Here is a 24,803-nt window from a genome sequence, read left to right as displayed (position 1 = left end):
AATATGTCTATAAAGGGGAGCAAGCTCCCCTTTTTCTCCAGTGCACAGGGGCAGCTATTCCGATTTAACTTCCGTTTGGGCTTGCCTGAACCAGCTGAGCACCCTATTGAGATGTTGTTCGCCATACAAGCGAGTGAATTGCTGCGTGTAATGGTCTTTCTCTGTTTGCAACGCTTCAATTCGCTGCTCAATATATTCAGGCGTTAGCTCAAGGCCACACTCGACAGTAATGCAATGTTTCCACTCGGCAAAATTGGTTGGGATTATTGAAGAAGCCATCTGTAGTCACTCCATTAATGATGCATACATTGAAGATGTTCAAAATCACATTTGCTAGGTATTAGTCACAGCAAATACTCTCTGCACAAAGGGCTGTACTAATAAATTGAACAGCAGACCTGCTACGAATAAGGTAATGACGATACTGGCGCCACTTGGCAAGTCGTAATACGCCGAAGCCGCAATACCTGAAAGTATACCGACAACGCCGATACCAATACTGGCAACAAAGAAGTGGACTCCTTTGAGGGCTGAAGCGCACAAAGCAGGGATCACTAGCAGCGCGAACTCCAAATATATCCCAGTCAGCTTAACCGTGATGGGCATTAAAATAGCGAAAATAAGATAAAAGCCACTTCCTTGCATAAAGGTAGGTTTAAACCTAACCAGCATGAGCATTGCTGTGGTGATTAATGCCAAAGGCCAAACATCACCCCACGTAGACCAGAGCAACTGACCATTTAGGATTCCTTGGATAAAATCGGCACCATGTGGGTCTTTACTCACCAATATGATTGCCAGCGACGCTGAAACAACAAACAGGCTTCCGATCATGGGTTCCAAATGCTGCTTGTAGCGCTTTTCCATCAAAGCAATGACAGCGCACAACAGCAGTGACATTAGCCAAGGGCCAATCATCTCACCAAAGAAGGAACCTGAAAGAAGTGAGTATTGGCTCAACCCATAATGGCTTATCGCGGCTCCTAAAGCAGCGACCTGAGCCACTGCTAAATCAATAAAAATGATCTGTCGTTTCAGCACCTGCTGACCAAGCACGACATTACCGGCTAGCGCAATCAAACCGCAAAATATAGCGGGTAACAGCCATGCATATTCGGCCATGGTTTAAGCTCGCTCCGGTGAGGGTTCGACCAGTACATCCAACAAAGCATCGATTATTTTCTCGTACAATTGATCCAAGCTTTGCCCTTCGGAAACTGTCAGCGGAAGCTGGATGACAGGTTTACCTGTTCGTTGTTGCAGCCAAAATGCTGGCCGCTGATCCTGATGCGAGGAATACACTATCGCATCATAGGATTGTGGCTCCAACTTAGTTAACGAGTTCAAATGTGACGTCGTCGGCGACACGCCGGGCTTTGGCTCAAGATCCGCAACTTGTTCAATTTCGAGCCATTCAAATAGATAACGATAGTTCTCATGATAGCCAACGACCTGCTTACCTTTGAGCGGCGCGGCTTTTACATTCCATTCATTTAGCTTCTTTTGCCAATGAGAACGAAATTTCATGCCATTCAAGTGGTAAGTTTGCGCGTTCGCAGGATCGATAGCCTGTAAACGCTTTGAAATGGCTCGAGACAGAGGGATCATATCATTGGCAGCAAATTGGACATGGGGGTTGCCGTGGGCGTGGATGTCACCCATGCTCCGGTCAACATGGTCATGGGTATCTAGCATACGGACATAATCCGTTGCATAAATCATACTGTCTGCACCATTTTGAACGGCACTATTACTGCTTCTTGATTGAAGCATCGGCAGCCACCCGACTTCCAATTCGGCTCCCGAACACATCGCCATATCTGCTTGGCGCATTTTGGCAATTAATGAAGGGCGGGCTTGCACGTAGTGCGGATCTTGTTTGGCTGTTGTCGCAGAATAGATGGTTGCATCTGGAGCATGGCTAGCCAGAAACGCCTTCCATTCAGGTTCACATACAAAAATATTAAGTGCTAGCGCAGGTGAAGAAATGATGGCAGCCCCTGCTGCCATCATTGCTAAACTGCACTTACTAAAAGTCAGTTTAGAAAGCATGTGCTCCGTGTGCTCCAAATGTCATGACATATTGCAGTGTGAATACGTTGTCGGTATCGCTGTCTTGATTATCAACACGTGTGTATTGCGCGCGGATGGTGCCAAAATGGGAGGAATCCCATGCAACCATGGCGTCGAATTCTTTGTCGTTCAGGTCAGTAAAGTGCATATGGTCATCATGTGCATGGCCGTCATAACTTTCTGCTTCACCATAGCGAAGCCCTGCTGACCAACTCGGGTTGAAACGGTAAACACCCGAAACATAGTATGCGCTTAGGTTATCTGACGCCCCGTCCTCTTTGAATCGGCTGTCTACAACTTCATCCAGCCACATATACTCAGCAGACAAGGTGAAGTTTTGGTATTTGTAGTTACCATTTGGCGCCCACTTCCAAACAAAATCGGCACCGTACAAGTTTGAACCTGTCACTGCCGCACCGTGGTCGTGGTCATGCTCATCATCGTGGCCGTGATCATGATCTTCAAACTCCCTAACCTTACCGTCTTCATTGCGAAGATAGCTCAAGCCAAACTGCCAGCTTGATGACTCGGAAAAGTCATCACCTATTTTCAAGGTTGTGGTATAAACGCCAACTTTTGAGCCATCTTCAACAGCAGAGAGCCTGTCACCACTTAACGCTTCCACTCCAAATTTCACATAGAGGTCTGTTGGCAGCACTATGCTAGCCCTGACACCATCGTCATAGTAATGAGAGCCAAGAAAGGTTCGGTAAGCAACTGGGCGCTCAACAAAACTGTCTGTGTGCATATGTTGGCTGTTCAAGTAACCAAAGTCAGACAGGAACCGTCCCGCACGCACGTTCAAACCATATGGCAGAGCAAGTGTTTCAATGAAAGCTTCTTCCAGATTCAACTCTGTTTCATCACCGTGGCTTTCTAGCACAGCGGTAAGTGCGCCGTAGAACTTATCATCGATATTTGCAGACATGTTTAGCTCTGTGTGCCCCAAGCCAAACCCTTCTTCCCGTTCAGAATTATTTCGTTCGCCATCTTGGTAATAGCCATCCAAAACCACACCAATCTGGGGGTTAGAAAGAGTATCGGCCATAGCAGGTGAGACAAACATGCTACCAACAATGAGAGAGAGCATTTTTTTATTCACAACATTTTCCTTGTTTCGTTATGTTATAACATCATGTGTATATACGAATGTTATAACATAACATTTATATTAAACAAGATGGATACACGGCGTTTCAAGTTTTAACGCTTTGATCTTGATTCAGATATTGGATGTTAAAAGTAAGAATTTGTCGGTGGAATGGTATGGGTTAGGCCCAAAACGTGACTTCCTAGTCAAGGTCTCTGCTTTGTTTCTTGTAATGATGCTCTTTGACTTCTTTGAGCGTTTTAACCTCTATACTATATTCGGCTGTCGGCCTAGCCAGTAGCCGCGGTATGCCTATAGGCTCCCCAGATTCAAGACAATAGCCATATTCCCCGATACGGATACGTTCCAATGACTCTTGGATTTTGACCAATAGTTTTTGTTCTCTATCGACAATTCTCAATGCTAGTGCTGCTTGCTCTTCATAAGACGCTCTGTCATGTTCATCACTAAGTCCGCTCGAATTATTCATTTGCTCCTTTGCTTCCTCGATACGGGCCCTAGTAGTCTCATGCAGATCAACTAACCTCTGCTTGAAAAATTCAAGTTGAGATTCATTCATGTAGTCCGACTCTGGTGCTGATAAAATATCTTTTTCTGATAGTGTCACCGGTTGTTCTGAATTCATAATTTCCCCCAGTAGCGCTTTTCTAGTCGCCTTCACTCTCTGTCCAGAATCAAATAGCTCGCTGGTTATCCCCTACCTCCAGGCTGGAAATGGATCGCTCAATGTTGTCCAGTACACTTCTCCTTGTGATAATTCCGATTCAGATAACAAGCACTCATCAAGTGCCCTTGTCATTGCTTCTTGATCTAAGTTTTGACCTATGAAAACCAACTCCTGGCGCATATCGCCAAATGGTTCTACCCAGTTTTTCATTATCGCGGTGACATGCACTTCATCAGTCGGCCACTGATCCTCAGGCACTGATTTCCAAAACATGCCAGCAAAACCATAACGTGCTATACCCCCAGCCTGACTCCACTGCCCAGCATATTCTGGCCGTGAGGCTAACCAGAAATAACCTTTAGATCGTAATAGCTTCCCGTAGCTATGGGTGTTGTGTAAGAAACGATAAAACTTCTCAGGATGAAATGGTCGCCGAGCGACATAACTGAAGCTACCGATTCCGTACTCTTCGGTTTCCGGGACATGCTCCCCACGCATTTCCTTGAGCCAACCTGGCGCTTTTTGTGCACGCTCGAAATCAAACCGTCCAGTGTTTAACACATCATCAATATTCACATTGCCATTGGATATTGGAATAATCTGGGCGTGGGTATTGAGTGTTTTTAAAATAGCGATCAGCCTTTCAACCTCATGAGGTTCAACCAAGTCTGTTTTGCTGATCAGCAATACATCGGCAAATTCAACTTGGTCAATCAATAAATCTGCAACGCTACGCTCGTCATCTTCTCCCAATGATTCCCCCGTCTCTTGGAGGTACTTGGCTTCATCGAAGTCACGAATAAAATTGGAGGCATCGACTACTGTCACCATAGTATCCAACCTAGCGACATCGGACAGTGATACACCCTCGTCATCCTCAAACGTGAACGTCTCTGCAACTGGCAGTGGCTCGGAAATTCCAGTTGATTCAATCAATAAGTAATCAAAACGTCCGTCTTTGGATAATCTGTTCACTTCCAACAGCAAATCTTCGCGTAACGTACAGCAAATACACCCGTTACTCATTTCTACAAGCTGCTCTTCCTTGTGGCTCAGTGCGACCTCATTTTGTACCAACGAAACATCGATATTTATCTCGCTCATATCATTGACGATAACAGCGACCTTCTTGCCCTGGCGGTTATTTAGGATGTGGCTGAGCACCGTTGTTTTTCCGGCGCCAAGAAAGCCTGATAGTACAGTTACAGGTAGTTTAGTCATTGAGATACGTCTCCATTATAATAAAATCAACCTGTTACATATCTGTTATGTTATAACATCACCTCAATCTATTGAAGTCTAGACCAAACTTTCTCACTCTGAGAACTGTGCTAACTGTTATTTTAAAAGAAAGGATTTCTAACGCGCAGAAAGATCTGCTTTTTCCATGCGTTGATTTGTTATGACAGGATACGCTAATGAGAGTAGTTACAGTTTACTTTGGGGGTTGTTTTTTCACTTGTGCAGCAGTATTGCTGCACAAGTAAGCCTAGATTCATTTGATGAGAAGATTAGTGCTTATACCTAAAGGTATTACTATCATCAATAATTTCAATTTTGACCTGCGCCAAGCCTTTATTGATATCACCTATTTGAGCAAATGACCTATGTGAAAGATCAATGACTCGGCCTTTAGCAAAAGGGCCACGATCGTTGATTTTGACATCTACAGATTTGTTATTAGCGGTATTTGTCACCCTCACGATAGTCCCGAAAGGTAAGGTTCGATGGGCCGCTGTATTGGCTCTCATGTTAAACCGCTCACCACTTGCAGTACGCTTGCCGTGGTATTTATTACCGTACCACGAAGCTTGGCCAGCAAGCTGGTGTGACTTGGCATAGCTACGTGTTTTTTCATCAACTGCCGTCGTTGACGAACAACCTGCAAGCAAAGTAAAGATAAGAGCTGTAAAAAGAAGTTTGAATTTTGTCATGTCGTGTTTGTCTGTGACTTATTAAAGGGTTAAAGCGCGCACAATGCAAAAATATGCTCATCAGAGATGAACCACCCATTTTGCCATGGGCTATGTTCCTTTTGGTCAAGGTTAGGAAAGATATTGGAGTAAAAACAATAAATTCACTATAACGACTAATACTCCGCTTAGATTAAATGCAACTAAACGTCCTCTACGACTATAAGCACCAAACTATTTTTCATTAAGAAACAAAATGAAATAAATACCGCATTGACCCTTGTGTCGTTCCAGACTTTATCCTCTCGAACACTCCGTTAAACACAAACTTTTCAAAATTTAGGTGGTACAAAATGGGTGTTGGTTCTACTGACGGAATCGATCTTGAAAATAAAAGTATAGGGATGGCGCTGACCAAGTTCGCCGTGCCTTCTATCTTGGCCGTGTGGGTCTTTGCGCTCTACACCATGGTCGATGGAATGTTCGTCGGTCGCGGGGTTGGCCCCGAAGCGCTGGCTGCGGTGAACTTGTCACTCCCTTTCATCAATATCATGTTTGCCATTTCCATCCTGATCACTATTGGTGCGGGTACACTGGTCGGTAAGCTCAAGGGTGAAGGGAAAATTGGTCAAGCAAGCGAAATCTTCTCCCAGGCTATTTACTTCTTAGCTGGGTTCGGTGCGCTAGTATGCTTCTTGGCTTTCATTTTCGTCGAGGATGTTGCCTACCTGATGGGTGCGCGTGGCGAGTTGATCCCTATGGTTGCCGAGTATCTGGGTACCCTACTGTTTTTCCAAACCTTCTATCTGATGGCTTATTCCATGGAAGTGTTTGCGAAAATTGATGGCTTCCCACAACGTGAACTTGCCGCCATTTTGTGTGCTGCCGTAACCAATATCATCTTGGACTACGTGTTCATCATTCAGTGGGGCTGGGGTCTTCGTGGTGCTGCTATCGCAACAGGTTCTGCGCAAATGTTGCAAATGTGTTTGCTCATTCTTCACTACCGTAGCCGCTCGAGTAACCTGCGCTTTGTTCGAGTGATGCCTAAGCTCAAGAACATTATCCAGTATGTGAAAATCGGTACCCCTGACTCTATTACTGAGATGTCTGCCGGCTTCGTACTGATGGCATTTAACAATGCAATCTTGTTCCATTACGGTACCGCCGAACTGTCTGCGTTCAGTGTTATTGGTTACATCAACAACTTCATGCTGATCACCTACATTGGCCTGACCCAAGGTATGCAGCCGATTGTTACTTTCTCGCGTGGTAAGAAAGATCACGGCAGTATCCTTGCGGTTGCCCTGCTGACAGTCAAAGTTGCTCTGTTAATTGGTGGTATGTCAGCGCTAGTCGTATTCTTCTTCGGTGACAACATTGCAATGGGCTTCCTAGAAGATCCGGAGCTGGTTGCCATGTCTCACCAGTATATGAAGATATTCTCGCTAGGCTTTATCTTTATGGGAGTCAACACGGTTATCTCTGGGTTCTTTACAGCTCTGGAAGCACCTAAGCGTGCAGGCCTTATCTCCCTAATGCGCGGTTTCATTATGGTCATGCTGTTCCTATCGATGCTTCCGTTGTTCTTCGGTTCAGATTCCATCTGGTGGGTAACAGGCGCGGCAGAATTAGTCACTGTATTCGTTGCTATCATCATGTTCGCCAGGAAGATCAGCTTCCACCGTATCGGTCAGCCGGTTGCTGCTCCAAGCGCATAATCAACCAAACTCCCTCTCGCAGGATTTCCTGTGGGAGGGAACTCTTTAGCTACACTTCCCCCTCAAATTCTTCCATCCAATAATCTTGATTACGGTTAACAATTTTCCATGATTTGATTTGACCTTATTTCACTGGCGCGAGTAAGGTTTAAGTAACACATAATAAAAATAAGGCGCTAATTGTGGATGGGAATACGCTGTTTCATTATACCTCTACAGATGGGTTACTGGGCGTTATGCTCAACAAAGAGATCTGGTTTACCGACTATCAGTTCTTGAATGACAAAGGCGAGTTTAAAAAGGCGTTGCATGCCCTCACTGCTCGGCTGCGTGACTCGGAATATGCCCCGTGCAATAGTGTCCTTGAAATGTTCCTGCACCAAATCGAAACCCTCCATTCCATGTGTGTTTGTTCTTTTTCCGGTACCAGTGACTCACTCACCCAGTGGCGCTTTTATGGTGATGACTGTCGGGGAAGTTGTATTGGCTTTCGCTCCGATGTGCTCAAGAACAACACCAGTGACAGCCCCACAATGACCACATCCTCTCATTATTTCAGCGGCACCCTAATGCTGAGTGAGACATTCAAATGCAGTTACCAACCGCTGCACAGCTACATTGATGAAACTCTTCTTCAGTTCAAAGAGTTATTTGATTACTTCAATACCTTGGAAATACCGGATCAACGAGAGCAACAATACGCGCTGGAAGCCTTGGCTCCCCACCACAAGTCAGCATTATTTTCGCTACTCAAGAGGCTATTTGCCTGGAAGCACCACGACTTTATCAACGAAGACGAATCGCGGGCTATCGCGTTGGTCCCGCTCTGTGAACTAAGCTACCGGGTAAACCGAAACTTGATCACCCCCTACTACAAACGGACCCTAGAAGATGTGTTTTCGATGGAGTCAATCAAGGTGATTATTCTCGGCGCAAAATCCGATAGGAGAAATTCACTGGCAATTTCCAGTTTGACTTCGCAATACGGCGAACAGGCCTTGCTATGGGGCGCTAATGCCAAAGAACTATCGGAGATAAGGCCAGAGACCTATGAAGATGTCGGTCAATGTGCAAGGCATAAGACGCAATATAATTAACACCAGCCTGATCTGCTTGATTAAAAAGGCCTCTCAACTTGAGAGGCCTATGTTCATTTACAGCTGAACCATAAATGATTTATCGAGAGGAATACGGAATTCTTTGCCCATCATGTCGTAGACGTTGAAGCGGACAGTATTCCAGTTATCTTCAAAGTTATACTCAAACACACTGTCACCGGTTTCAAGGCTCTGGGTTAGGGTCCACTCTGTCGCGTAGCCCATCATTCCATTACCAAAATCCATATAAGGTGCGTCGGCAGGTACTCGGTATGGCACTGTCGATAGTTTCATCATACCGTTATGGACACTCGTAGGTTCGGTCAGTTTGCTCATAAAGTAACTCGCATGGACGTAACGGCTGTGCGCATTACCATTACCGATAGAACCGTAGTCTGTATCACGGTCTGCATCTACCCAGCGGGATTCAACCTCTTTACGCATATCGATATGTTGCTGCAGGGAAGGATCGTTGGTCATTACCATCGCATCTTCACCACGGTAGGTATGTAGACCATCTTCGTCCATCTCGATAACTAGACGGTCACCACTTTTATCCGTTACCGACCAGTGCAAGTTCATTTCCATCGGCATGCCTTCAAGGCTCAGGCGGCCAAAATCAAGATCCGGTAGCGCTTTGACGACTTCTTCAACCGAGGCATAATTGGTTAGTAGGTACTCACCGAAAGTGAACTGGGTGATTTGCGAACTCTTGGTGACAGGTTCCATCACCATTGATGGGTAGAACAAGGTGTTCACCTGCAAGCCTTCACTGTTTACACCGTCACCGACTAATTCACCGTAGGCGAAAACGGCAACAACATCATATTTAACCTGATACTCATCGCCCATCCCATTACCCTGGATAGAGCGCATTTCCCCTTTGTTGATATTGCCAAGCACTGGCTTGGTCGATTCAACCCAGTCCATGGTGCGGGTCGTCATGGTGCCCAGATCGGTATTCCACGCAATAGAGGTACAGGCATCGGCAACACTTGATAGTGAACCAGCGACAAGGACAGCGAGGGCAAGTGTCTTATATTTCATATTTGCTCCAATTTCACGTTTAGTTATGTCATTGACTTTAAAACGACAATGCAAAACGTAGAAATCAGGTCATGAGGATTTGATCCTCACTAGATACCATAATCATGGCTATGTTGGCGGAGCAGGGATATCGCCTCTTTGGCAACCGGACCGAAGAAGGCATTTCGTTGCCAGATATTGAGTGGAAACTGCAAGGTACTGTTGATTTCATCCAGTTCAATGGTGGCCAATTGCCCGGATTGCACATGTGGTTCGGCACAATGTCGTGGCACGATGGCCCACCCTTCCCCACTGAGAAGCAAATGCATCAGCACCTCAATGCTGCTGATTTCTTCGGCGTGGTTCGACAAGGTGAGTGTCTTGGCAAGGCCTGATGTTATGTAGTCCTCAAGCAATAGTTGCCTAGTCCGCTTCAGTGCTTTGAGATCAGTGAGTTGATTATATTTCATATAATCAGGCGTAGCACAGAGCACGAAAGGCATATTAAGCAAATAAGTAAACTGGATAGAAGTTGTCGCCTGACCAGCGGGGACTAACATGATAGCCATATCGGCCTCCCCTTCACTGAGGGCCAACCTCACATCCTCAATATTCTTTTGTCGCCAATGGACCTTAACCATAGGGAACTTAGTACGAACGCCTTTCATCACATCAGTAATTAGCCCCATCGGCACCAGCGAACTGTGGTATATGGTGATCTCACTTTCTATCCCCCGCTCGCGGTTTTGGCACAACTGCTCAAACGACCGGGTCGTCTCTGCCAAATTTTTTGCATGTTGGTAAAGTATTTGACCTTCTTCCGTCAACTGGGGATAGCGACTGGTGCGGTCAAAGAGTTCCATATTGGTTTCGATTTCTAGGTTAGTTACCACTTGGCCTAAAGTTGTACGGTGCTTTCCCAGTTGCTTCGCTGCGGCGCTAAAAGAGCCACAGTCTGCAACGGCAATAAATGCTTTTATTTGTTCATAGCTGATATTCATACAACCTTCACTTAGTCCGTACTCTACCCAAAATCTTAGCCCACCAATTACCACTTAAATATATCGCTAAAAAGCAGAATACCCACTGAATTATGTATGACTTACTGTTTTATTTCCCGGCTCTCTTGTTTAATCATTTTTATTCCGACCATGGCAAATCCAAGCTCCAAGAAGAGATAGACAACCAATAACCAATGCGGTATTCCATCGACAATTAAACTGCCTACCCGGCCTATTGCCAATCCCAACATAAATATCACTAAGCTATACAACGCGTGAAGCTTGTACTTTTTGGTAAAAGCACCCACCAGCCAAAATAAAGCTAAAGCCATATACAGCCCCATAATGGCACGAAATATATGAGTAACATTTGTTGGGGTAGCATCGATATCGAACAGGTAACGCAGTGATATTTCTGGCGCAACGCCATAAGAAAGGGCTATGGGCGTCAATCCACATGCTGCAACCAATAAAAATATACTTTGTGGTTTCATAGTGTTTTTGAGTTAATCAAACAATGCCAACAAGCATAGTCGGAGATTTAAGCAACCGTCACTGGAAGACTCAGCAACACCATGACTTCCGCATGTTCCGTATGGGGAAACATATCAAACCATTGTAATTGCTTAACCTCATACGGCTGCAAATTGAGTAAGTCCTGCTTCAATGTCTCAGGATTACAACTGGAGTAAATAATATAGTTCGGCGCCAATGAGATAAGTTGCTCAGTTAATGCTTGCCCCAACCCTCGACGTGGCGGATTGACCAACACCAACTCAGGTACACTTCCTTGCAACTGGGAAAATTGAGCAGAATCTAATGCATCAAACTCGAGGTTATTAATTCCGATCTGTGATGCTGAAAACTTGGCACTAGCAATCGCTTCAGGTTCAATCTCGATACCCACAACACGCTCGACATCACTTGCGCAGTGCAAGGCAAAGCCACCTACGCCGCAGAATAAATCCCACATAGAACGAGGAGCAAGTTCCCTGACCCACTGACGCGCCGTCGCATATAGCTGCTCTGCAACCTTCGGGTTGGTCTGGAAAAAGCTCTTTGGCCGGATCACCAGTGGTACATCATTAAATTGCTCGACCAAATGCTGGGCATCGGTAAGGAATATCTCTTCCTCACCTTCCAAACGCGCCATATGAACTGGCTGTAGGTTTACCGACACAACCTTTATTTGCGGCCAATCAATAAGCAATCGCTCAAGGTTTGCTTCAATCCGCGAAAGTGCATTTCGACTTTGCATCACAAACCTCAGCATGTACTCGCCCTTGCATTCAGTCCGGGTCAGCAGGATGTATTTGAGTTCACCCTTCTTTTTCGCCTTGTTATAAGGCGGAATACCTGCCACTCGAATCCATGTCTGCAAATAGGCCAATAATGCCTGCGTATCTTCAGGGTACAGTGGGCAATCACATAAACTAACTGGCTGGTTATCCGCACCTTCAATCCCCAACACTGGCTGATGCGCAGCACCGAGCACAACCATTTTAGCCTTGTTGCGACATCCCGTTTCCTCGCTTGTAACAACTAGGAGCCATTGCTGTGGCATGACTGTTGAGAGCAGTTGTTTAAGCTTTTCATCTTTTTGCTGGATTTGCTGCGGGTAAGGCATACCCGATAGGGAACAGGACTGGCAGCGCTGCTGCTCAAAGTGAGAACATTGCATGGAATTACGGCTATTGGAGAAAAGCCGCTAGTCTATTCCTTTCGCCAAAAAGCACCATTTGGGTTATAGATGAAGCTGATAAACAGGCTTTATGGAAGTGTTGGTATTATCAACAAGCAGTTATTGAACACTAGAAATTCAATGCCAGTTCAAAGAAACCAAACCCTGATTTTGCTAGCTTAGCGCAAACTCCAACGACCTCGCACTATCATGAAACTCAGCCAACTGAATGCTTTTAAAGCCATTATTGAATGCCAAACCGTTACAGCTGCTGCAGAGCGCCTTCATCTTAGCCAACCCGCTGTCAGTCGATTACTTTCAGCATTAGAACAACGCTTAGGCTTTAAATTATTCATTCGCAAAGGTAACCGCCTAGCACTTAGTGATGAAGGACAGGCCTTTTACCTTGAAGTCGCCAAAGTCTTCGATGCTGTTGCTGGGTTGGATCAGGCAGCCCACTCTATCCGTTCCACACATTTTGGCAGCCTGAACATTGCCGCTATGCCCCTGCTGTCCAATGCCTTTTTACCCCGTGTTGTCGCCACCTTTCTATCTCAGACACCCAAGCTAAAGCTCGGCTTTAAAACCTACCGTTCAGAAGATGTCATTCGACGAGTACAAAGCCAGACCACCGATATTGGCTTTGCCTTCGTTGATGAGATTATCTCAGGGGTAAAAGCCCAACGGGTCGAATGCGAATCTGTCTGCTTGGTACCCGCAAACTCCCCCCTTGCCAGAAGAAAGGTTATCGATATTTATGACATCGCTGATCAGGTGCTAATACGCCATGAGAAAGATGCCACACAGCGCCGTATAGACGCGTTGCTAAGACGGTACAACTTATCGACCATTGAGCATATCGAAGTGTCACTGGCCAGCACCGCAGCCGCCTTGGTGAAAGAAGGTGTCGGCATCGCCATTACCGACCCTTTTACTGCCGTTATTGATAGCGAGCATCCCAACGTGGTGATGCGGCCACTGGTGTTCAACCTCCCCATTGAGTTTGACATCCTCTACCCGGCACTCAAACCCATCCACCGCCATGCCGAGCACTTCATCGAGCAATTCATGCTGCTTGCCGACTCATTGGATGTTCAGTTAAAAATCGGCCCAATGCGAGACTTGGATAAATAGCTATTGGAATGACATCACACTTAGGAAGAGAATAGGCACCTCTTCTTTAATTGGTTAAAAATCATATTTATCAATCAATTAAATAAATACCGATTATGTAGCATTACTTTTTTGCATAGCAGTTTAATTCTTTGGTATTGGCGAGAAAGGGTGATAATTCCTTACTGTGGAGCCATAACGACGCACACAAAAAAGGAATAATTATGACTCATCGTGTCTCGATCATTGGCTCAGGAAATGCTGGCTTAACAGCAGCCTATCACTTCACAAAACATGGGGCAGATGTCTGCCTGTATGGCAGTCCGGGCTTTGACCAACCCCTTCAAGATATTGAACAACGCGGTGGTATTGAGGCCCTAGGCGATTTCAATGAAGTAGAGCTTACTTTCGCCGGGTTTGAACCTATCGACAAGATAAGCCGGGATCTGGGTGAAACATTGGCTTATGCCGACATCCTTGTTCTTCCTGTGCCTTCTTTCGCCCAAGAGCCGCTGTTTATCGATATGCTACCCCACTTGCGTGATGGCCAAATCATTATGCTAATGCCTGGAAACTACGGCTCCTTGGTACTGAATAGGATTAAGCATGAGCAGGGGTATGGCCAACTCGATATCACTTTTGTAGACGCGATTTCAATCCCTTGGGCGACGCGTATTGTTGGGCCCGCCCAACTGGCCATTTTGGGTATGAAGGAATTCCTGCCAGTCGCCGCTTTCCCGGCAACACGTACACAGGAGGCCATTAATGCCCTTCAAGTAGTGATGCCACTTCCTCTTACCCCGCTGAATAACGTGATTGAAGCGGGCCTTGAGAATATTAACTTCGGAGGTCACCCATTGCTTACCACCCTGAACATGGGGCTTCTGGAGAACTTTGATGGCCAATTCAATTACTACAAGGATTGCTGTTCTGTCTCTACCGCTAAAGCCGCTGCTGCAATGGAAAATGAACGCCTTACTATCGGTGGGCTTCTTGGCCTTACCCTAAAACCTGAATTAGAAGCGATGAACGCCCTGTACGGTATGGATTACAAAACCGTCTATGAAGTCAACCGTACTTCAGAGACCCACGGCAAGCTAAACAGTGCGCCAAACTCGGCCAGTAACCGCTACATCACCGAAGATGCCGCCTACCTGTTGGTGCCTTGCTATGAGCTAGCCCAATTAACCGGTGTAGAGACCCCAATGATCACTGCTTGCCTGCATATTGATAACGCTTATAACGATACAGATTACTTCACCACAGGCCGTACATTGAAAAAAATGGGGCTGGATAACCTGTCAGCCCAAGAAATTATGGACTTTGTAGCGTAAGCGCACTTTACAAATATGGGGCCATTGGCCCCATAAAGGACTGAACAATGAGCAAATTTAAATTCCCCTCTGCCTACACCATCTTAATGCTGCTTACGGTGCTAATGGCGCTGCTTACCTGGCTGATCCCTGCGGGTCAATATCAAATGCAACTCAATGAAACATTGGGTAAATTGGTACCGGTTGTTGGGTCATACCAGACCGTTGAATCAAACCCGCAAGGCATCATTGATATCTTGATGGCACCGATTCAAGGCTTTTACGACCCGTCTGACTATGTTGCCAGAGCGGTTGATGTGGCCTTATTTGTGCTGGTCATTGGTGGTTTCTTGGCTGTAGTCACAGAAACGGGTGCCATTGATGCAGGTATCGCGGGCACAATGAAACGTTTAGCCGGGCGTGAGAAATGGATGATCCCGATCCTTATGGGCCTGTTTGCCCTCGGCGGCACTGTATATGGCATGGCGGAAGAAACCATCCCCTTCTACGCCTTGCTTATTCCCGTCATGATTGCAGCAGGTTACGACAGCATTGTTGGCGTGGCGATTATCATGGTTGGGGCCGGGATAGGTTGCTTGGGTTCAACCATAAACCCCTTTGCCACTGTGATCGCGTCTAATGCGGCGGAAATTAATTTCATGGAAGGGTTTGCCCTCCGTGCCGTGATCCTCATCCTTGGCTGGCTACTGTGTGTATTTTATGTCATGCGCTATGCCGAACGTGTAAAACAAGACCCGTCACGCTCAATCGTCGCCCACCAGCATGACGACAACCTTAATCATTTCCTACATGGAAAACAGCAGAAAACCCCTGAACTGACCAACACCCGCAAAGCCGTGCTTGCCATTTTCGCGCTAACATTTGCCGTAATGATGTGGGGCGTATCCGCTGCTGGTTGGTGGATGGCGGAATTGTCTGCTCTATTCATTGGTTCTAGTCTTGTTGTTGGTTTCGTCGGTCGGTTGTCTGAAGTCGAAATCACCGACAGCTTTGTTAATGGAGCTAGGGATTTACTTGGCGTCGCATTAATTATCGCCATCGCCCGAGGTCTTGTTGTTGTCATGGACAACGGCAATATTACCCATACCATCCTCAACTATGCAGAAGGTCTATTGGGCGGCTTAAACGAAATCGCCTTCATCAATGCAATTTATTGGGTTGAAGCAGTCCTCTGCCTAGTTGTGCCATCATCTTCTGGCCTAGCCGTGCTTTCAATGCCTGTACTTGCCCCTCTTGCAGACTTTGCAGGTGTTAGCCGAGAACTGGTTGTGACTGCGTTCCAGTCCGCTTCAGGGCTTCCTAACCTCGTCACACCAACTTCTGGCGTGGTAATGGGTGGCCTAGCAATTGGACGGGTTGCCTACTCCTCATGGCTACGTTTCATTGGCCCACTTATTGGTATCCTGACCCTTATGATCATGGCCTTACTCAGTATTGGTGTGGTGATCGCCTAACTGTCATCAGCCTTATCTGTCCCAAGCAATATCGAAAATGATTATGGATAATTTCATCCATAATCATTGGAGTTTTTGACTCTTTCCCACTACCTGCCAAACCTTCATTATACTTTCCATCAAACATACGGTTCGAGGTCATCATGAAAGCAGTCGGTTATCAGCGCAATCTACCAATCCAAGACGAAGCATCACTACAGGACATTACGTTAGACACGCCAACGGCGACAGGTCATGACTTGCTGGTTGAAGTTCAGGCTATCTCAGTTAACCCAGCGGATTACAAGATACGCCAAGGGGTGCCTGCTGAAGACGGTAGCTGGAAAGTCATTGGGTGGGACGCTACAGGTATCGTAAAAGCCGTCGGTGAGAATGTGACATTATTCAAGCCAGGTGACAAAGTCTGGTATGCCGGTGATATTTCTCGCTCAGGTAGCTATGCCGAAATTCAGTTGGTCGATGAGCGTATTGTTGGCAAGATGCCTCAATCTCTCTCTTTTGCTGATGCTGCAGCCCTGCCGCTCACTTCGATTACGGCGTGGGAACTCCTATTCGACCGCCTCAATGTCGTCAGAACAGACCCAAACAAGCGTATTCTTGTCATCGGTGCTGCTGGCGGTGTGGGTTCTATTATGGTTCAGCTTATCAAACAACTCACCGATCTGGAGTTGATTGCAACCGCTTCTCGTCCCGAGACTATTGATTGGCTCAAGGACTTGGGTGCCGACCATATCATCAACCACCGTAACCCTTTGAGTGAAGAATTTGAAAAACATGGCCTTGCTGAGGTTGACTATGTGGTGAGCCTTAACAACACCGAACAGCACATCGGTGAGATCGTGAAGGTCATCAAACCCCAAGGTCAATTTGCCTTGATTGATGATCCGGCATCGTTAGATATTGTTCCCTTCAAGACCAAATGTGTGTCGATTCATTGGGAATTAATGTTTACCCGCTCGCTGTTCCAAACAGAGGATATGCAAGAGCAACATGAATTACTCAACGAAGTATCCGCGATGATCGACAATGGTGATATCAAAACGACTGTCGGTGATCACTTCGGTCAGATCAATGCAGCAAACCTTCGCAAAGCCCATGAGTTTTTGGAAACAGGCAAAGCCAAGGGCAAGATTGTACTAGAAGGGTTTTAAGCGATTACCCGAGTAGTATCAAATGAATCAACGGGCGCTCATTATGACATTGAGCGCCCGTTTTTATTATGGCTATTAACTAGCGATACATCGATGCATAGCCAGGCACATGGCTCACCCAGCGTGGTGGGTCGCCAATGTCATCTTGGAATGCCTGAATAAACTCCCGTACCAGTGGGGTTTGCTTACGGTGTGGATATACTGCATACACCGCTTTGTCTTTGCTGGAGAGCACATAATCCGTCAGCAGGGTTACTATCCCCTGCTCGCCGATATTTTGATTGAGGTTGTAGAGGTCAATCACCGCATAACCCAAGCCATCCCTGACACCAGCGACCATCATCCGCACGTCACTGACCTTATAACTCCCTTTCATCTTGTAGCTTTTGAAGTCGTCACCATGCGGTTTTTCACTGATCACTAATTGATCCAAGGTAGTATCGGCATTGCTGTAAATCACAGCAGGAAGCTCCACTAACTCTTCCGGCGTAGTTGGCCTACCATGCCCCTGCAAAAACGCTTCAGAAGCAATAATCGCAAAATGGGTATTGGCAATTTTTTTTGCGATCAAGTTAGACTCTGCCAGCTTACCTATCCGGAAGGCCAAGTCGTAATGGTCGGCAATAATATCGGCCTTTTTATCATCCAGCGACAGGGTCACGTTAACATCAGGATATTTCTGCATAAACTGGGAGATAACCGGTTGCAGGTACTCCTGACCAAGAAAAACCGGCGAGGTAATTTTAATTGTCCCTTTAGGGGTCGATTGGTAGGAGTCAGCAATATTGTGAATGTTATCGAGCGTGTCTATCAGCACATGAGCCTGCCCCAGAATCTCTTCACCAGCCGGAGTGAGTGCAAACGAACGGGTTGACCGGTTTAGCAACTGAACCCCAAGGCTCGCTTCGAGCTTTTTGATTTGCTTGGAGAGCGAGGAGTTATCCATATCGTGCAGGGCGGCAGCTTTTGAAAACGATCCCTGTTGGACAACATCGAGAAACAGAGACAGCTGGTTGGTGATGGACATTGAGAACCCTTATCCATGGACGGTAAGACAGGTATTTTCAAGCATAACAAAACCATGGCGAAGAGAAAAAGCTAAGTGCCACAATCATCACCATTGTGGCACTTTAACGTTATCGGGATAAGTCGTAGCGGTTCTCGTAATCACTCAAAGTATTACAAGGGTATGGGAAGTCCTCGATATCAGTGCCGTTTTGATAGAACGCCCAACCCAGTTTACCGAGTTTTAATTTCCCTGCCTTGGCATCGTCTTTATCCCACTCACAAATAGTGTCTTCGATGATGCTTTGTGTGTCGTTCAACCCTAGTTCCGGCAACTGTCCTAGCTCAGCGGTTGTTTTGCCGCTACCCCCCAACACATAGTCGTCTGACAGGCTGACCATATAGCGTGAGGCATCAAGTACTACCTGTACATATTCTTCAATAGTATCGGCGTCAGAGACTTGAATAACATCGCGCAGTTCTTCCGCCCAATAATATTCAAGGAATGGGATAGACTCCGCACTGCCTTTGTGCCAACCAATATCACGGGTATAGTAAACAAGCGCACGGTAATCATCGTTGATGAGGCCATTTGGATTTGTAGCACTCGCATACCCTAGGTCTTGTGGTAGCTCGCTTGGCTCAATCGCATTACCGTTATCGAACAAATAGACATTTTTGGTTTCTTGCATCTTCTGCCAAAACGTTGCCATATCGGAGCGGGTGTTATCAGCATTGAAGGCGAAATTTTCATCTACCCGAACCAATATTCGGGTGTCTTTTCCGCCACCTTCCATATCATGAAAACGGCTGAAAGTATGGTGGCCGTCCGTTAGGTAAAGGGCACCATCCGGTCCTACGATAACCGTGTTAACCCACCCCATAATGCGTTCTACGCCGTTTTGGTCTTGAGATATTTCACCGTCAGATTCACGAGGGTCTTTACAGACGAAACTGTCAGGGTCGTTAAAGTCACTGTTCTCATCAAAGAATTCTACGGAATCACGAAGGCCGTAGGTTTCACAAAATTCTTCGAAAAGTTTCTTTTCCTCAAACTGCCAGCGACCAAGCTTATAGCCATTCTGTAATTGGCCTATCGTCTTTTGCGTCGGCATAAGATCCCCAACACTTACCCAATGTACTTCGCCTGCATTAAAGCGGAGATATTCTTCTTTGCCTTTTTCACCAAGGGTTATATTACTCTCACTACTATTGCTGCTACATCCAGCCAAAAGACCTGCAACAACGAACGCCAATACCGCTTTTTTCATCTCAGCCCTAAATCTATTTGATAGTAAAAATCGATAAAAGATACTAATTCAGTTTAATGACGTATTTCTTACAGAACCTTTAAAACCGGTTTATAAAGATAAGTTAAAAATTGACCTTAAATATCTGTTGGTCTCTATTTTTCATAAGTATCATTTTACTTTGGGGGACAATATCTTTGATATGTGATGTACGTTTGCAGGTATCAATCTATATGCACCATAAGTGCGCCAAGTCAGCTCAGTGGTCATTACAATGGACAGTATGGAAATAATATTGCTGCTGAGACACCCAATGAATTGTATTGCTACCCAACAATGCATAAGGAAGCCACCAATATGTCTAGATTTTACGTATTTATCTTTCTTTTCCTATCTTCCTTCAAAGCCTACTCTATTGGCTTAAACTTCAATGATGTCGCCGATCAGGCGCTGCTGAGGCAAGTAACCACCATCGAGATTCTTTACGCCTTACAGCCTCACGTTAATTGGGAGAAAACCCAAACCTATCGGGCCCCTTCTAAATTAGACAATGGTAATAATATGTGCACGTATCAAAATATCATGGAATGCGAGCAGAAGACCGAGATCCATTTTGCGATAAAGCTTTTCAATTAAACTTAATTTCTTTCTTGGGGTAAGTTGTCGCTCCTAATTAGGAGCGACATGTACATTGCTTTGATAGTTTGCCAAATACCTACTTAGACAAGAAAGGAATCGTTTTTTGGCTAAATGGTTCAAGGGACGGAAATAAACTATCAAAGTCACCGTTAAACCCAAACCATTCAGCCAATGAAGCATTAACCTGATCGGCGGCGATCTCCGGGATCAAACGGCCATTGTTGTAGTCATATTCGCTGCCCGGTGTTAAATCAGGCCACTTACCATAAGCCTTACCGCCATTAACTGCGCCGCCCATTACCAACTGATGCCCTGCCCAACCATGGTCGGTGCCAGTATTATTTGCCATAAGGCGGCGACCAAAGTCAGACATGGTAAAGGTCGTCACGTTATCCAGCATGTTGATGCCTTTTAACTCTTGGTAGAAGTCGGCCATCGCATCAGAAAGTTGCTCCAATAGTGCATGATGGGCATTCTTTTGGTTGTGGTGGGTGTCAAAACCTCCCAAACCTACAAAATAAATTTGCCGGTGGTGACCCATTTCAGCATGCTTTTCAATCAGCTTAGCTGTGGTGTGAAGCTGCTCACCCAATGACGAGCGAACCGTATCATCGTCTTCCTCTCCCAGCAGCCCAGCCAACTCTTCATTTTGCAAGTATCGGCTCGACATTACGTCGGTATAGTTATCTTTGAACAGGTTATTGAACTGGCGATTGAAGTGATACTTCATCGCATCCAAACGCTCCCCCTGATCCAATCCATTGTATTTACCGGGACCACCACCGGTCATCACCATTTGCTCATAAACGTCATTGCGTAGCCATTTCTGCTCACCATTCAACGACATCATTGGGGATAGGTCATGGGACATATAAACGCTTTCAACCATGCGCCCCGCCCAACCGAGTTTATCTTCCATGTTAAGAGCGCCGGACTGCCACATTTGTTGCTGGAGGTTATGCGCCATCAAAAAGTCAGGGACAGAGTGCGGATTATCTTCTCCGATAATCGGCCCGATAAGCTGACCAGAGTTAACAATAACGGTGGCGTTGTTATCGCGATAGATATCCTGCAGGCTTTCCATGGCTGGGTGCAGTCCCAGCCTTACCTGTGGCCGGTTGCCTCCAGTTTCGGAGCTAATACCAATATCTACCAGTTCATGCTTTTCAACCGCCAAGGTCGGTCTTGCATCCCTATACGTTTGGTAATGCTCATCTACCGGTACCACCATGTTGTAGGCATCGTTGCCGCCAAACAGAAAGATACAGACCAGAGCTTTAAACCCTTCCTCTCCAGCTACCGCTTGCTTACTGACAGACAAGCCCGGTACAGCCGATAAAGCACCAAGTGCAGTAGAGCTTTTTAGAAAGTGGCGTCGTGACATTTTCATCTTGGGTAACTCCTACTCTTGGCAACGAAAATCAGGGGAACATTGAATAGCAAACAGCGTGGCGAACGTTCTTCTATCGGTGCCAATATTGTCAGCTGTCATCTCGATAAGCAGGTTTTCTAGGTAGTGGTGTAAATCATCAGACATCAACCCAAAGAAGATCCGCTCGTTGATCCATGCCATATATTCTTCAGGCTTTTCGACCCGGTTTTCTAGCGGAGTGCGATCCCACGTCCACTGCCTTTCACCCGTGTACCGATGAGATAGAATTAAATCCCACATTTTGTTAGAGATGCGACGCATGGAATCCATCGTGTGAATGTTGAATTCCGGCGCGGTAAGCTCTTTATTGGCAATCTCGCCTTTCGGGGCGTAATCAGGCTCATAAAAATTAAATACGCTCGGGGCCTGCAATGGTGCTTGACCGAAGTTATTTTGCAGCCCTGGGAAATCCCACCAACGGCGAGAGTCATTACTCTTCACGTTCAATGCCCGGCAAAAGTTGGTCATTGCAATGACTGGCTCTTTAACCTTACCGAAGTTACGCGGGTTAGAGCCAAAATTCTGGTGATCGGCCATTGCACGGCCTTCAAGCAAATCTTCATCAAGAAGAATGGCTTTAATCACCGCCTTCATGTTGCCGCGCACACCTTCACCATCATCAATAAAGACCCGAGCGACCCGTTCGATATAGTCGCGGCGCGGGTTACTGATGGTTAAGCGCTGAATTAACAGCCTTGAGATAAATACCGGCGTATTGGGTTGTTGGTACAAAAGCGAAATGGCCTGATCCAGATCATCTGCTGCACTTTGACCGGCAACAAAGTCAGAACCTAATACTGACTTTGCTCCATCATCATGCCAATCTGGATTATTTATCATGGACTTGGTGTTGCTGTTACTACCATCGGCGTCCTTGTCTTTGCGCCAACCAGTCAATACCCGAGAGAGCTCTTCAACATCTTGTTGGGAATAAGTAGGGATCGGCTTGCCTTGATTATCTAATTTAGGCTGGCCATTGATATTTAATTGCCATAACCCAATAGAAAATAACTGCATCACTTCACGGGCATAGTTTTCATCCGGAAACGTATTATTTTGCTCATTATGGGCCCGGCTTCCGTCAAGGGTCAAAAATTGCCCCATCGCAGGGTGCAAGGTCACTGCCTTTAATATTTCATCAAAACGCGAGAATGCATTTCTTACCAATACATCGTAATACGAAGCCAGCCCTTCCCCACCGGGGCCACCATTATTCGACACCACAAATATCTGACTAAGGGCGAAGGCGACCCGTTGACGAAGCTGATCGCCTCCGGCGATAGAACGCTGCCACCAGGCACTCATGCGTGCACTTTCGTTGAGTGGCTCCCCAGTATCCTCCGCCACTTTTCGAGCGAGGTTCAAATGCATATTTTGACGTGAAAACTGGTCTTCAAACCAACCCTCTATTCCACCATCGAAATCAAGAAGCTTTTCGACATCGCCATTCTTAGGGCCAAACGTCGACCGATACAGGAACTTTGCCGCCTGAACCGGATCATTAATTGATGTTACCACTGCTCTTCCTTATTGATTTAACCAGCGTCTTTACGCCTATTTCTTTAAGCGGCTAAATAATAAAAAGGGTGATAACAGCAAATGTTTATTTTCCGTCAATTCATTTATATCTGAATGAAGAATGGAAACAGAGTAACAAATAAAAAATTCTTACATTTAGCCGTTTAAGAAATTAACACTTTCTTGAAAATGCGATGATAAAAGAGAATAACAAGGAGACTATATTTCGCTTGTAGTATGACGGTGACATACGAAAAGAACCAGCGTCATGCTGGCTCTTTTTCTCTCCCACAAAGGCTCTCTAGCTTAAAGAAAATCTAACGTATTTTGTGGGAATGTCTTTAATGACGGGAATAGCTTTTCCAGATCCCCTTGATAACCAAACCAATTTGCCAATGTTGCATTGACTTGATCGGCTGCGATCTCAGGGATCAAGCGACCATTGTTATAGTCATATTCACTACCCGGCGTTAGATCTGGCCAGTTGCCATAGGCTTTGCCTCCTTTGACTGCGCCGCCTACGACCAATTGGTGTCCCGCCCAACCGTGATCAGTCCCCGACTCATTAGCCATGATTCGGCGACCAAAATCAGACATGGTAAACGCAGTGACTTTGTCCGATAGTCCTTGCCGTTTCATCTCGATATAAAAGGCTGCCAACGCATCAGATACTTGGCCTAGCAATCCCGCATGCGCTTCTGCTTGATCTTTATGGGTATCAAATCCACCCAAACCGACAAAAAAGATCTGACGATTATGCTTGAGTTCCGGGGCACTCCTGACCTTGATCAACTTGGCCGTGGTGTGAAGCATATTGCCCAGTTTGGTTTGTGGGAAGCCATCCAGATCCCCAACAGTAGCCAAGGCCTCATCCAATGCATCATTTTCGTAGTAGCGATTTGCCATAGTCGTCGAGTAGTTATCCGCATACAGATTGGCAAACTTCTCCTCGAAATGGCGCATCATTGCGCCTACACGATCGCTGTTGTTCATGCCGTTATAGTTACCGGCCCCATCACTGGTCATCACTAAAGGCTCAACATAGTTATTACGAAGCCATTTCTGCTCGCCGTTCAACGACATCAGGGGCGATAAACTGCCAGACAGGTTCATCTCCTCAACCATGCGACCGGCCCAACCCAGTTTGTCATTCATATTCTCTGCACCAGACTGCCACATAGTTTGCTGCAGGTTATGCGCCATCAAGAAGTCAGGAACCCTGGCGTTTGAGCTACCCGCGCCTATAATCGGCTCAACTAACTGCCCTGAATTAACAATGGCAGTAGCACTGCCTTCGTCAAAAGCAGATTTCAAACTTTCCATTGCCGGATGCAACCCCAGTTGAATACCGTTACCTGTGGCAATGTTGAGGGGAACCAACTCTTTTTGGTCAATGGCCAAATTGGGCCTTGCTTGCCAGTATGCCTGATAGGCACTGTCAGTGGTGGGGATTACCATGTTGTAAGCATCGTTGCCGCCAAACAGGAAGACACAAACCAACGCTTTGTAATCTTCTTCAGAGGCACGGGCCATATTCAAGCCTGTCAGAGATGGCGCAACCGAGGTCGCACTAAGAGCTACCGAGCTTTTCAGGAAGTGTCGACGTGATAATTTCAT

22 protein-coding genes and 1 pseudogene are annotated in these 24,803 nt (G+C 46.1%); 7 read left to right on the top strand and 16 right to left on the bottom strand.

What is annotated here, in order from left to right; all coding sequences use genetic code 11:
* Positions 1-54 precede the first annotated feature (54 nt).
* The 7 genes from C9J01_RS09145 to C9J01_RS09115 all read right to left on the bottom strand — a co-directional run bounded on the left by C9J01_RS09145 (position 55) and on the right by C9J01_RS09115 (position 5,785).
* Positions 55-279 carry a hypothetical protein gene (locus C9J01_RS09145; protein WP_107297819.1) on the bottom strand — a complete coding sequence of 75 codons (225 nt, stop codon included), beginning with the start codon at positions 277-279 and terminating at the stop codon, positions 55-57.
* A 54-nt stretch (positions 280-333) separates the two neighbouring features.
* A complete protein-coding gene (locus C9J01_RS09140) occupies positions 334-1,122 on the bottom strand; it encodes a metal ABC transporter permease (RefSeq protein ID WP_107297818.1) in 789 nt (262 codons plus the stop codon).
* Between the two features lie 3 nt (positions 1,123-1,125).
* Positions 1,126-2,052 carry a metal ABC transporter solute-binding protein, Zn/Mn family gene (locus C9J01_RS09135; RefSeq protein WP_107297817.1) on the bottom strand — a complete coding sequence of 309 codons (927 nt, stop codon included), beginning with the start codon at positions 2,050-2,052 and terminating at the stop codon, positions 1,126-1,128.
* The gene (locus C9J01_RS09130; RefSeq protein WP_107297816.1) at positions 2,042-3,175 is read right to left on the bottom strand and encodes a hypothetical protein; all 1,134 of its coding nucleotides are present in this window, start codon (positions 3,173-3,175) and stop codon (positions 2,042-2,044) included. The genes C9J01_RS09135 and C9J01_RS09130 overlap by 11 nt, the downstream gene beginning before the upstream one ends.
* A 190-nt stretch (positions 3,176-3,365) precedes the next feature.
* A complete protein-coding gene (dksA, locus tag C9J01_RS09125; protein ID WP_107297957.1) occupies positions 3,366-3,809 on the bottom strand; it encodes an RNA polymerase-binding protein DksA in 444 nt (147 codons plus the stop codon).
* 72 nt (positions 3,810-3,881) lie between these two features.
* Entirely contained in the window at positions 3,882-5,072 is a 1,191-nt protein-coding gene (gene zigA / locus C9J01_RS09120; RefSeq protein ID WP_107297815.1) for a zinc metallochaperone GTPase ZigA, read from the bottom strand.
* 290 nt (positions 5,073-5,362) lie between these two features.
* Complete coding sequence (locus C9J01_RS09115; protein WP_107297814.1) at positions 5,363-5,785, bottom strand: septal ring lytic transglycosylase RlpA family protein; 423 nt, start codon at positions 5,783-5,785, stop codon at positions 5,363-5,365.
* Positions 5,786-6,117: 332 nt separating this feature from the next.
* On the opposite strand from C9J01_RS09115, the gene C9J01_RS09110 reads away from it, so the two are divergent.
* A complete protein-coding gene (locus tag C9J01_RS09110; RefSeq protein ID WP_107297813.1) occupies positions 6,118-7,485 on the top strand; it encodes an MATE family efflux transporter in 1,368 nt (455 codons plus the stop codon).
* A gap of 182 nt (positions 7,486-7,667) precedes the next feature.
* A complete protein-coding gene (locus C9J01_RS09105; RefSeq protein WP_107297812.1) occupies positions 7,668-8,582 on the top strand; it encodes a DUF2971 domain-containing protein in 915 nt (304 codons plus the stop codon).
* A gap of 57 nt (positions 8,583-8,639) precedes the next feature.
* Here C9J01_RS09105 and C9J01_RS09100 read toward each other — a convergent pair whose 3' ends face one another.
* The 4 genes and pseudogenes from C9J01_RS09100 to rlmC all read right to left on the bottom strand — a co-directional run.
* Positions 8,640-9,629: a linear amide C-N hydrolase gene (locus tag C9J01_RS09100; RefSeq protein WP_107297811.1), complete on the bottom strand. Its 990-nt coding sequence runs from the start codon at positions 9,627-9,629 to the stop codon at positions 8,640-8,642.
* 89 nt (positions 9,630-9,718) lie between these two features.
* A complete protein-coding gene (locus C9J01_RS09095; protein ID WP_107297810.1) occupies positions 9,719-10,609 on the bottom strand; it encodes a LysR family transcriptional regulator in 891 nt (296 codons plus the stop codon).
* A gap of 101 nt (positions 10,610-10,710) precedes the next feature.
* Positions 10,711-11,103, bottom strand: a complete 393-nt coding sequence (locus tag C9J01_RS09090; RefSeq protein WP_107297809.1) for a DUF4345 domain-containing protein — start codon at positions 11,101-11,103, stop codon at positions 10,711-10,713.
* 47 nt (positions 11,104-11,150) lie between these two features.
* Positions 11,151-12,296: pseudogene (gene rlmC / locus C9J01_RS09085) on the bottom strand (23S rRNA (uracil(747)-C(5))-methyltransferase RlmC); the annotation flags it as partial.
* A 204-nt stretch (positions 12,297-12,500) separates the two neighbouring features.
* Here rlmC and C9J01_RS09080 point away from each other — a divergent pair.
* The 4 genes from C9J01_RS09080 to C9J01_RS09065 all read left to right on the top strand — a co-directional run bounded on the left by C9J01_RS09080 (position 12,501) and on the right by C9J01_RS09065 (position 17,342).
* Positions 12,501-13,424 carry a LysR family transcriptional regulator gene (locus C9J01_RS09080; RefSeq protein ID WP_107297807.1) on the top strand — a complete coding sequence of 308 codons (924 nt, stop codon included), beginning with the start codon at positions 12,501-12,503 and terminating at the stop codon, positions 13,422-13,424.
* 203 nt (positions 13,425-13,627) lie between these two features.
* Positions 13,628-14,737: an NAD/NADP-dependent octopine/nopaline dehydrogenase family protein gene (locus C9J01_RS09075; RefSeq protein ID WP_107297806.1), complete on the top strand. Its 1,110-nt coding sequence runs from the start codon at positions 13,628-13,630 to the stop codon at positions 14,735-14,737.
* A gap of 47 nt (positions 14,738-14,784) precedes the next feature.
* Positions 14,785-16,191: a YfcC family protein gene (locus tag C9J01_RS09070; RefSeq protein ID WP_107297805.1), complete on the top strand. Its 1,407-nt coding sequence runs from the start codon at positions 14,785-14,787 to the stop codon at positions 16,189-16,191.
* A gap of 143 nt (positions 16,192-16,334) precedes the next feature.
* Positions 16,335-17,342: a zinc-binding alcohol dehydrogenase family protein gene (locus C9J01_RS09065; RefSeq protein WP_107297804.1), complete on the top strand. Its 1,008-nt coding sequence runs from the start codon at positions 16,335-16,337 to the stop codon at positions 17,340-17,342.
* 79 nt (positions 17,343-17,421) lie between these two features.
* On the opposite strand, the gene C9J01_RS09060 is transcribed toward C9J01_RS09065, so the two are convergent.
* Together C9J01_RS09060 and C9J01_RS09055 are read right to left on the bottom strand one after the other, a co-directional pair.
* Positions 17,422-18,369 (bottom strand): LysR family transcriptional regulator, encoded by a 948-nt coding sequence (locus C9J01_RS09060; RefSeq protein WP_107297803.1) that lies wholly within the window; start codon positions 18,367-18,369, stop codon positions 17,422-17,424.
* 109 nt (positions 18,370-18,478) lie between these two features.
* On the bottom strand, positions 18,479-19,618 hold the full coding sequence (locus tag C9J01_RS09055; RefSeq protein ID WP_107297802.1) for a ParB/Srx family N-terminal domain-containing protein: 1,140 nt from the start codon (positions 19,616-19,618) through the stop codon (positions 18,479-18,481).
* 336 nt (positions 19,619-19,954) lie between these two features.
* On the opposite strand from C9J01_RS09055, the gene C9J01_RS09050 reads away from it, so the two are divergent.
* The gene (locus C9J01_RS09050) at positions 19,955-20,233 is read left to right on the top strand and encodes a hypothetical protein (protein WP_107297801.1); all 279 of its coding nucleotides are present in this window, start codon (positions 19,955-19,957) and stop codon (positions 20,231-20,233) included.
* A 79-nt stretch (positions 20,234-20,312) separates the two neighbouring features.
* On the opposite strand, the gene C9J01_RS09045 is transcribed toward C9J01_RS09050, so the two are convergent.
* The 3 genes from C9J01_RS09045 to C9J01_RS09035 all read right to left on the bottom strand — a co-directional run bounded on the left by C9J01_RS09045 (position 20,313) and on the right by C9J01_RS09035 (position 24,803).
* Positions 20,313-21,626 (bottom strand): DUF1501 domain-containing protein, encoded by a 1,314-nt coding sequence (locus C9J01_RS09045; RefSeq protein WP_107297800.1) that lies wholly within the window; start codon positions 21,624-21,626, stop codon positions 20,313-20,315.
* Positions 21,627-21,638: 12 nt separating this feature from the next.
* A complete protein-coding gene (locus C9J01_RS09040) occupies positions 21,639-23,186 on the bottom strand; it encodes a DUF1800 domain-containing protein (protein WP_107297799.1) in 1,548 nt (515 codons plus the stop codon).
* A 306-nt stretch (positions 23,187-23,492) separates the two neighbouring features.
* Positions 23,493-24,803: a DUF1501 domain-containing protein gene (locus C9J01_RS09035; RefSeq protein ID WP_107297798.1), complete on the bottom strand. Its 1,311-nt coding sequence runs from the start codon at positions 24,801-24,803 to the stop codon at positions 23,493-23,495.

It is taken from the genome of Photobacterium rosenbergii (assembly GCF_003026455.1).
GTDB classification, from domain to species: domain Bacteria; phylum Pseudomonadota; class Gammaproteobacteria; order Enterobacterales; family Vibrionaceae; genus Photobacterium; species Photobacterium rosenbergii.
The sequence above is the reverse complement of the archived record's forward strand: the minus strand, read 5'-3'. Positions and strand labels throughout refer to the sequence as shown.

Coding starts and splice junctions, on each gene's coding strand:
- dksA (WP_107297957.1), bottom strand. CDS start 3,809: ATGAATTCAGAACAACCGGTGACACTATCAGAAAAAGATATTTTATCA.
- C9J01_RS09080 (WP_107297807.1), top strand. CDS start 12,501: ATGAAACTCAGCCAACTGAATGCTTTTAAAGCCATTATTGAATGCCAA.
- C9J01_RS09100 (WP_107297811.1), bottom strand. CDS start 9,629: ATGAAATATAAGACACTTGCCCTCGCTGTCCTTGTCGCTGGTTCACTA.
- C9J01_RS09090 (WP_107297809.1), bottom strand. CDS start 11,103: ATGAAACCACAAAGTATATTTTTATTGGTTGCAGCATGTGGATTGACG.
- C9J01_RS09035 (WP_107297798.1), bottom strand. CDS start 24,803: ATGAAATTATCACGTCGACACTTCCTGAAAAGCTCGGTAGCTCTTAGT.
- C9J01_RS09045 (WP_107297800.1), bottom strand. CDS start 21,626: ATGAAAATGTCACGACGCCACTTTCTAAAAAGCTCTACTGCACTTGGT.
- C9J01_RS09075 (WP_107297806.1), top strand. CDS start 13,628: ATGACTCATCGTGTCTCGATCATTGGCTCAGGAAATGCTGGCTTAACA.
- C9J01_RS09065 (WP_107297804.1), top strand. CDS start 16,335: ATGAAAGCAGTCGGTTATCAGCGCAATCTACCAATCCAAGACGAAGCA.
- C9J01_RS09055 (WP_107297802.1), bottom strand. CDS start 19,618: ATGAAAAAAGCGGTATTGGCGTTCGTTGTTGCAGGTCTTTTGGCTGGA.
- C9J01_RS09135 (WP_107297817.1), bottom strand. CDS start 2,052: ATGCTTTCTAAACTGACTTTTAGTAAGTGCAGTTTAGCAATGATGGCA.
- C9J01_RS09070 (WP_107297805.1), top strand. CDS start 14,785: ATGAGCAAATTTAAATTCCCCTCTGCCTACACCATCTTAATGCTGCTT.
- C9J01_RS09110 (WP_107297813.1), top strand. CDS start 6,118: ATGGGTGTTGGTTCTACTGACGGAATCGATCTTGAAAATAAAAGTATA.
- C9J01_RS09060 (WP_107297803.1), bottom strand. CDS start 18,369: ATGTCCATCACCAACCAGCTGTCTCTGTTTCTCGATGTTGTCCAACAG.
- C9J01_RS09115 (WP_107297814.1), bottom strand. CDS start 5,785: ATGACAAAATTCAAACTTCTTTTTACAGCTCTTATCTTTACTTTGCTT.
- zigA (WP_107297815.1), bottom strand. CDS start 5,072: ATGACTAAACTACCTGTAACTGTACTATCAGGCTTTCTTGGCGCCGGA.
- C9J01_RS09095 (WP_107297810.1), bottom strand. CDS start 10,609: ATGAATATCAGCTATGAACAAATAAAAGCATTTATTGCCGTTGCAGAC.
- C9J01_RS09050 (WP_107297801.1), top strand. CDS start 19,955: ATGTCTAGATTTTACGTATTTATCTTTCTTTTCCTATCTTCCTTCAAA.
- C9J01_RS09140 (WP_107297818.1), bottom strand. CDS start 1,122: ATGGCCGAATATGCATGGCTGTTACCCGCTATATTTTGCGGTTTGATT.
- C9J01_RS09145 (WP_107297819.1), bottom strand. CDS start 279: ATGGCTTCTTCAATAATCCCAACCAATTTTGCCGAGTGGAAACATTGC.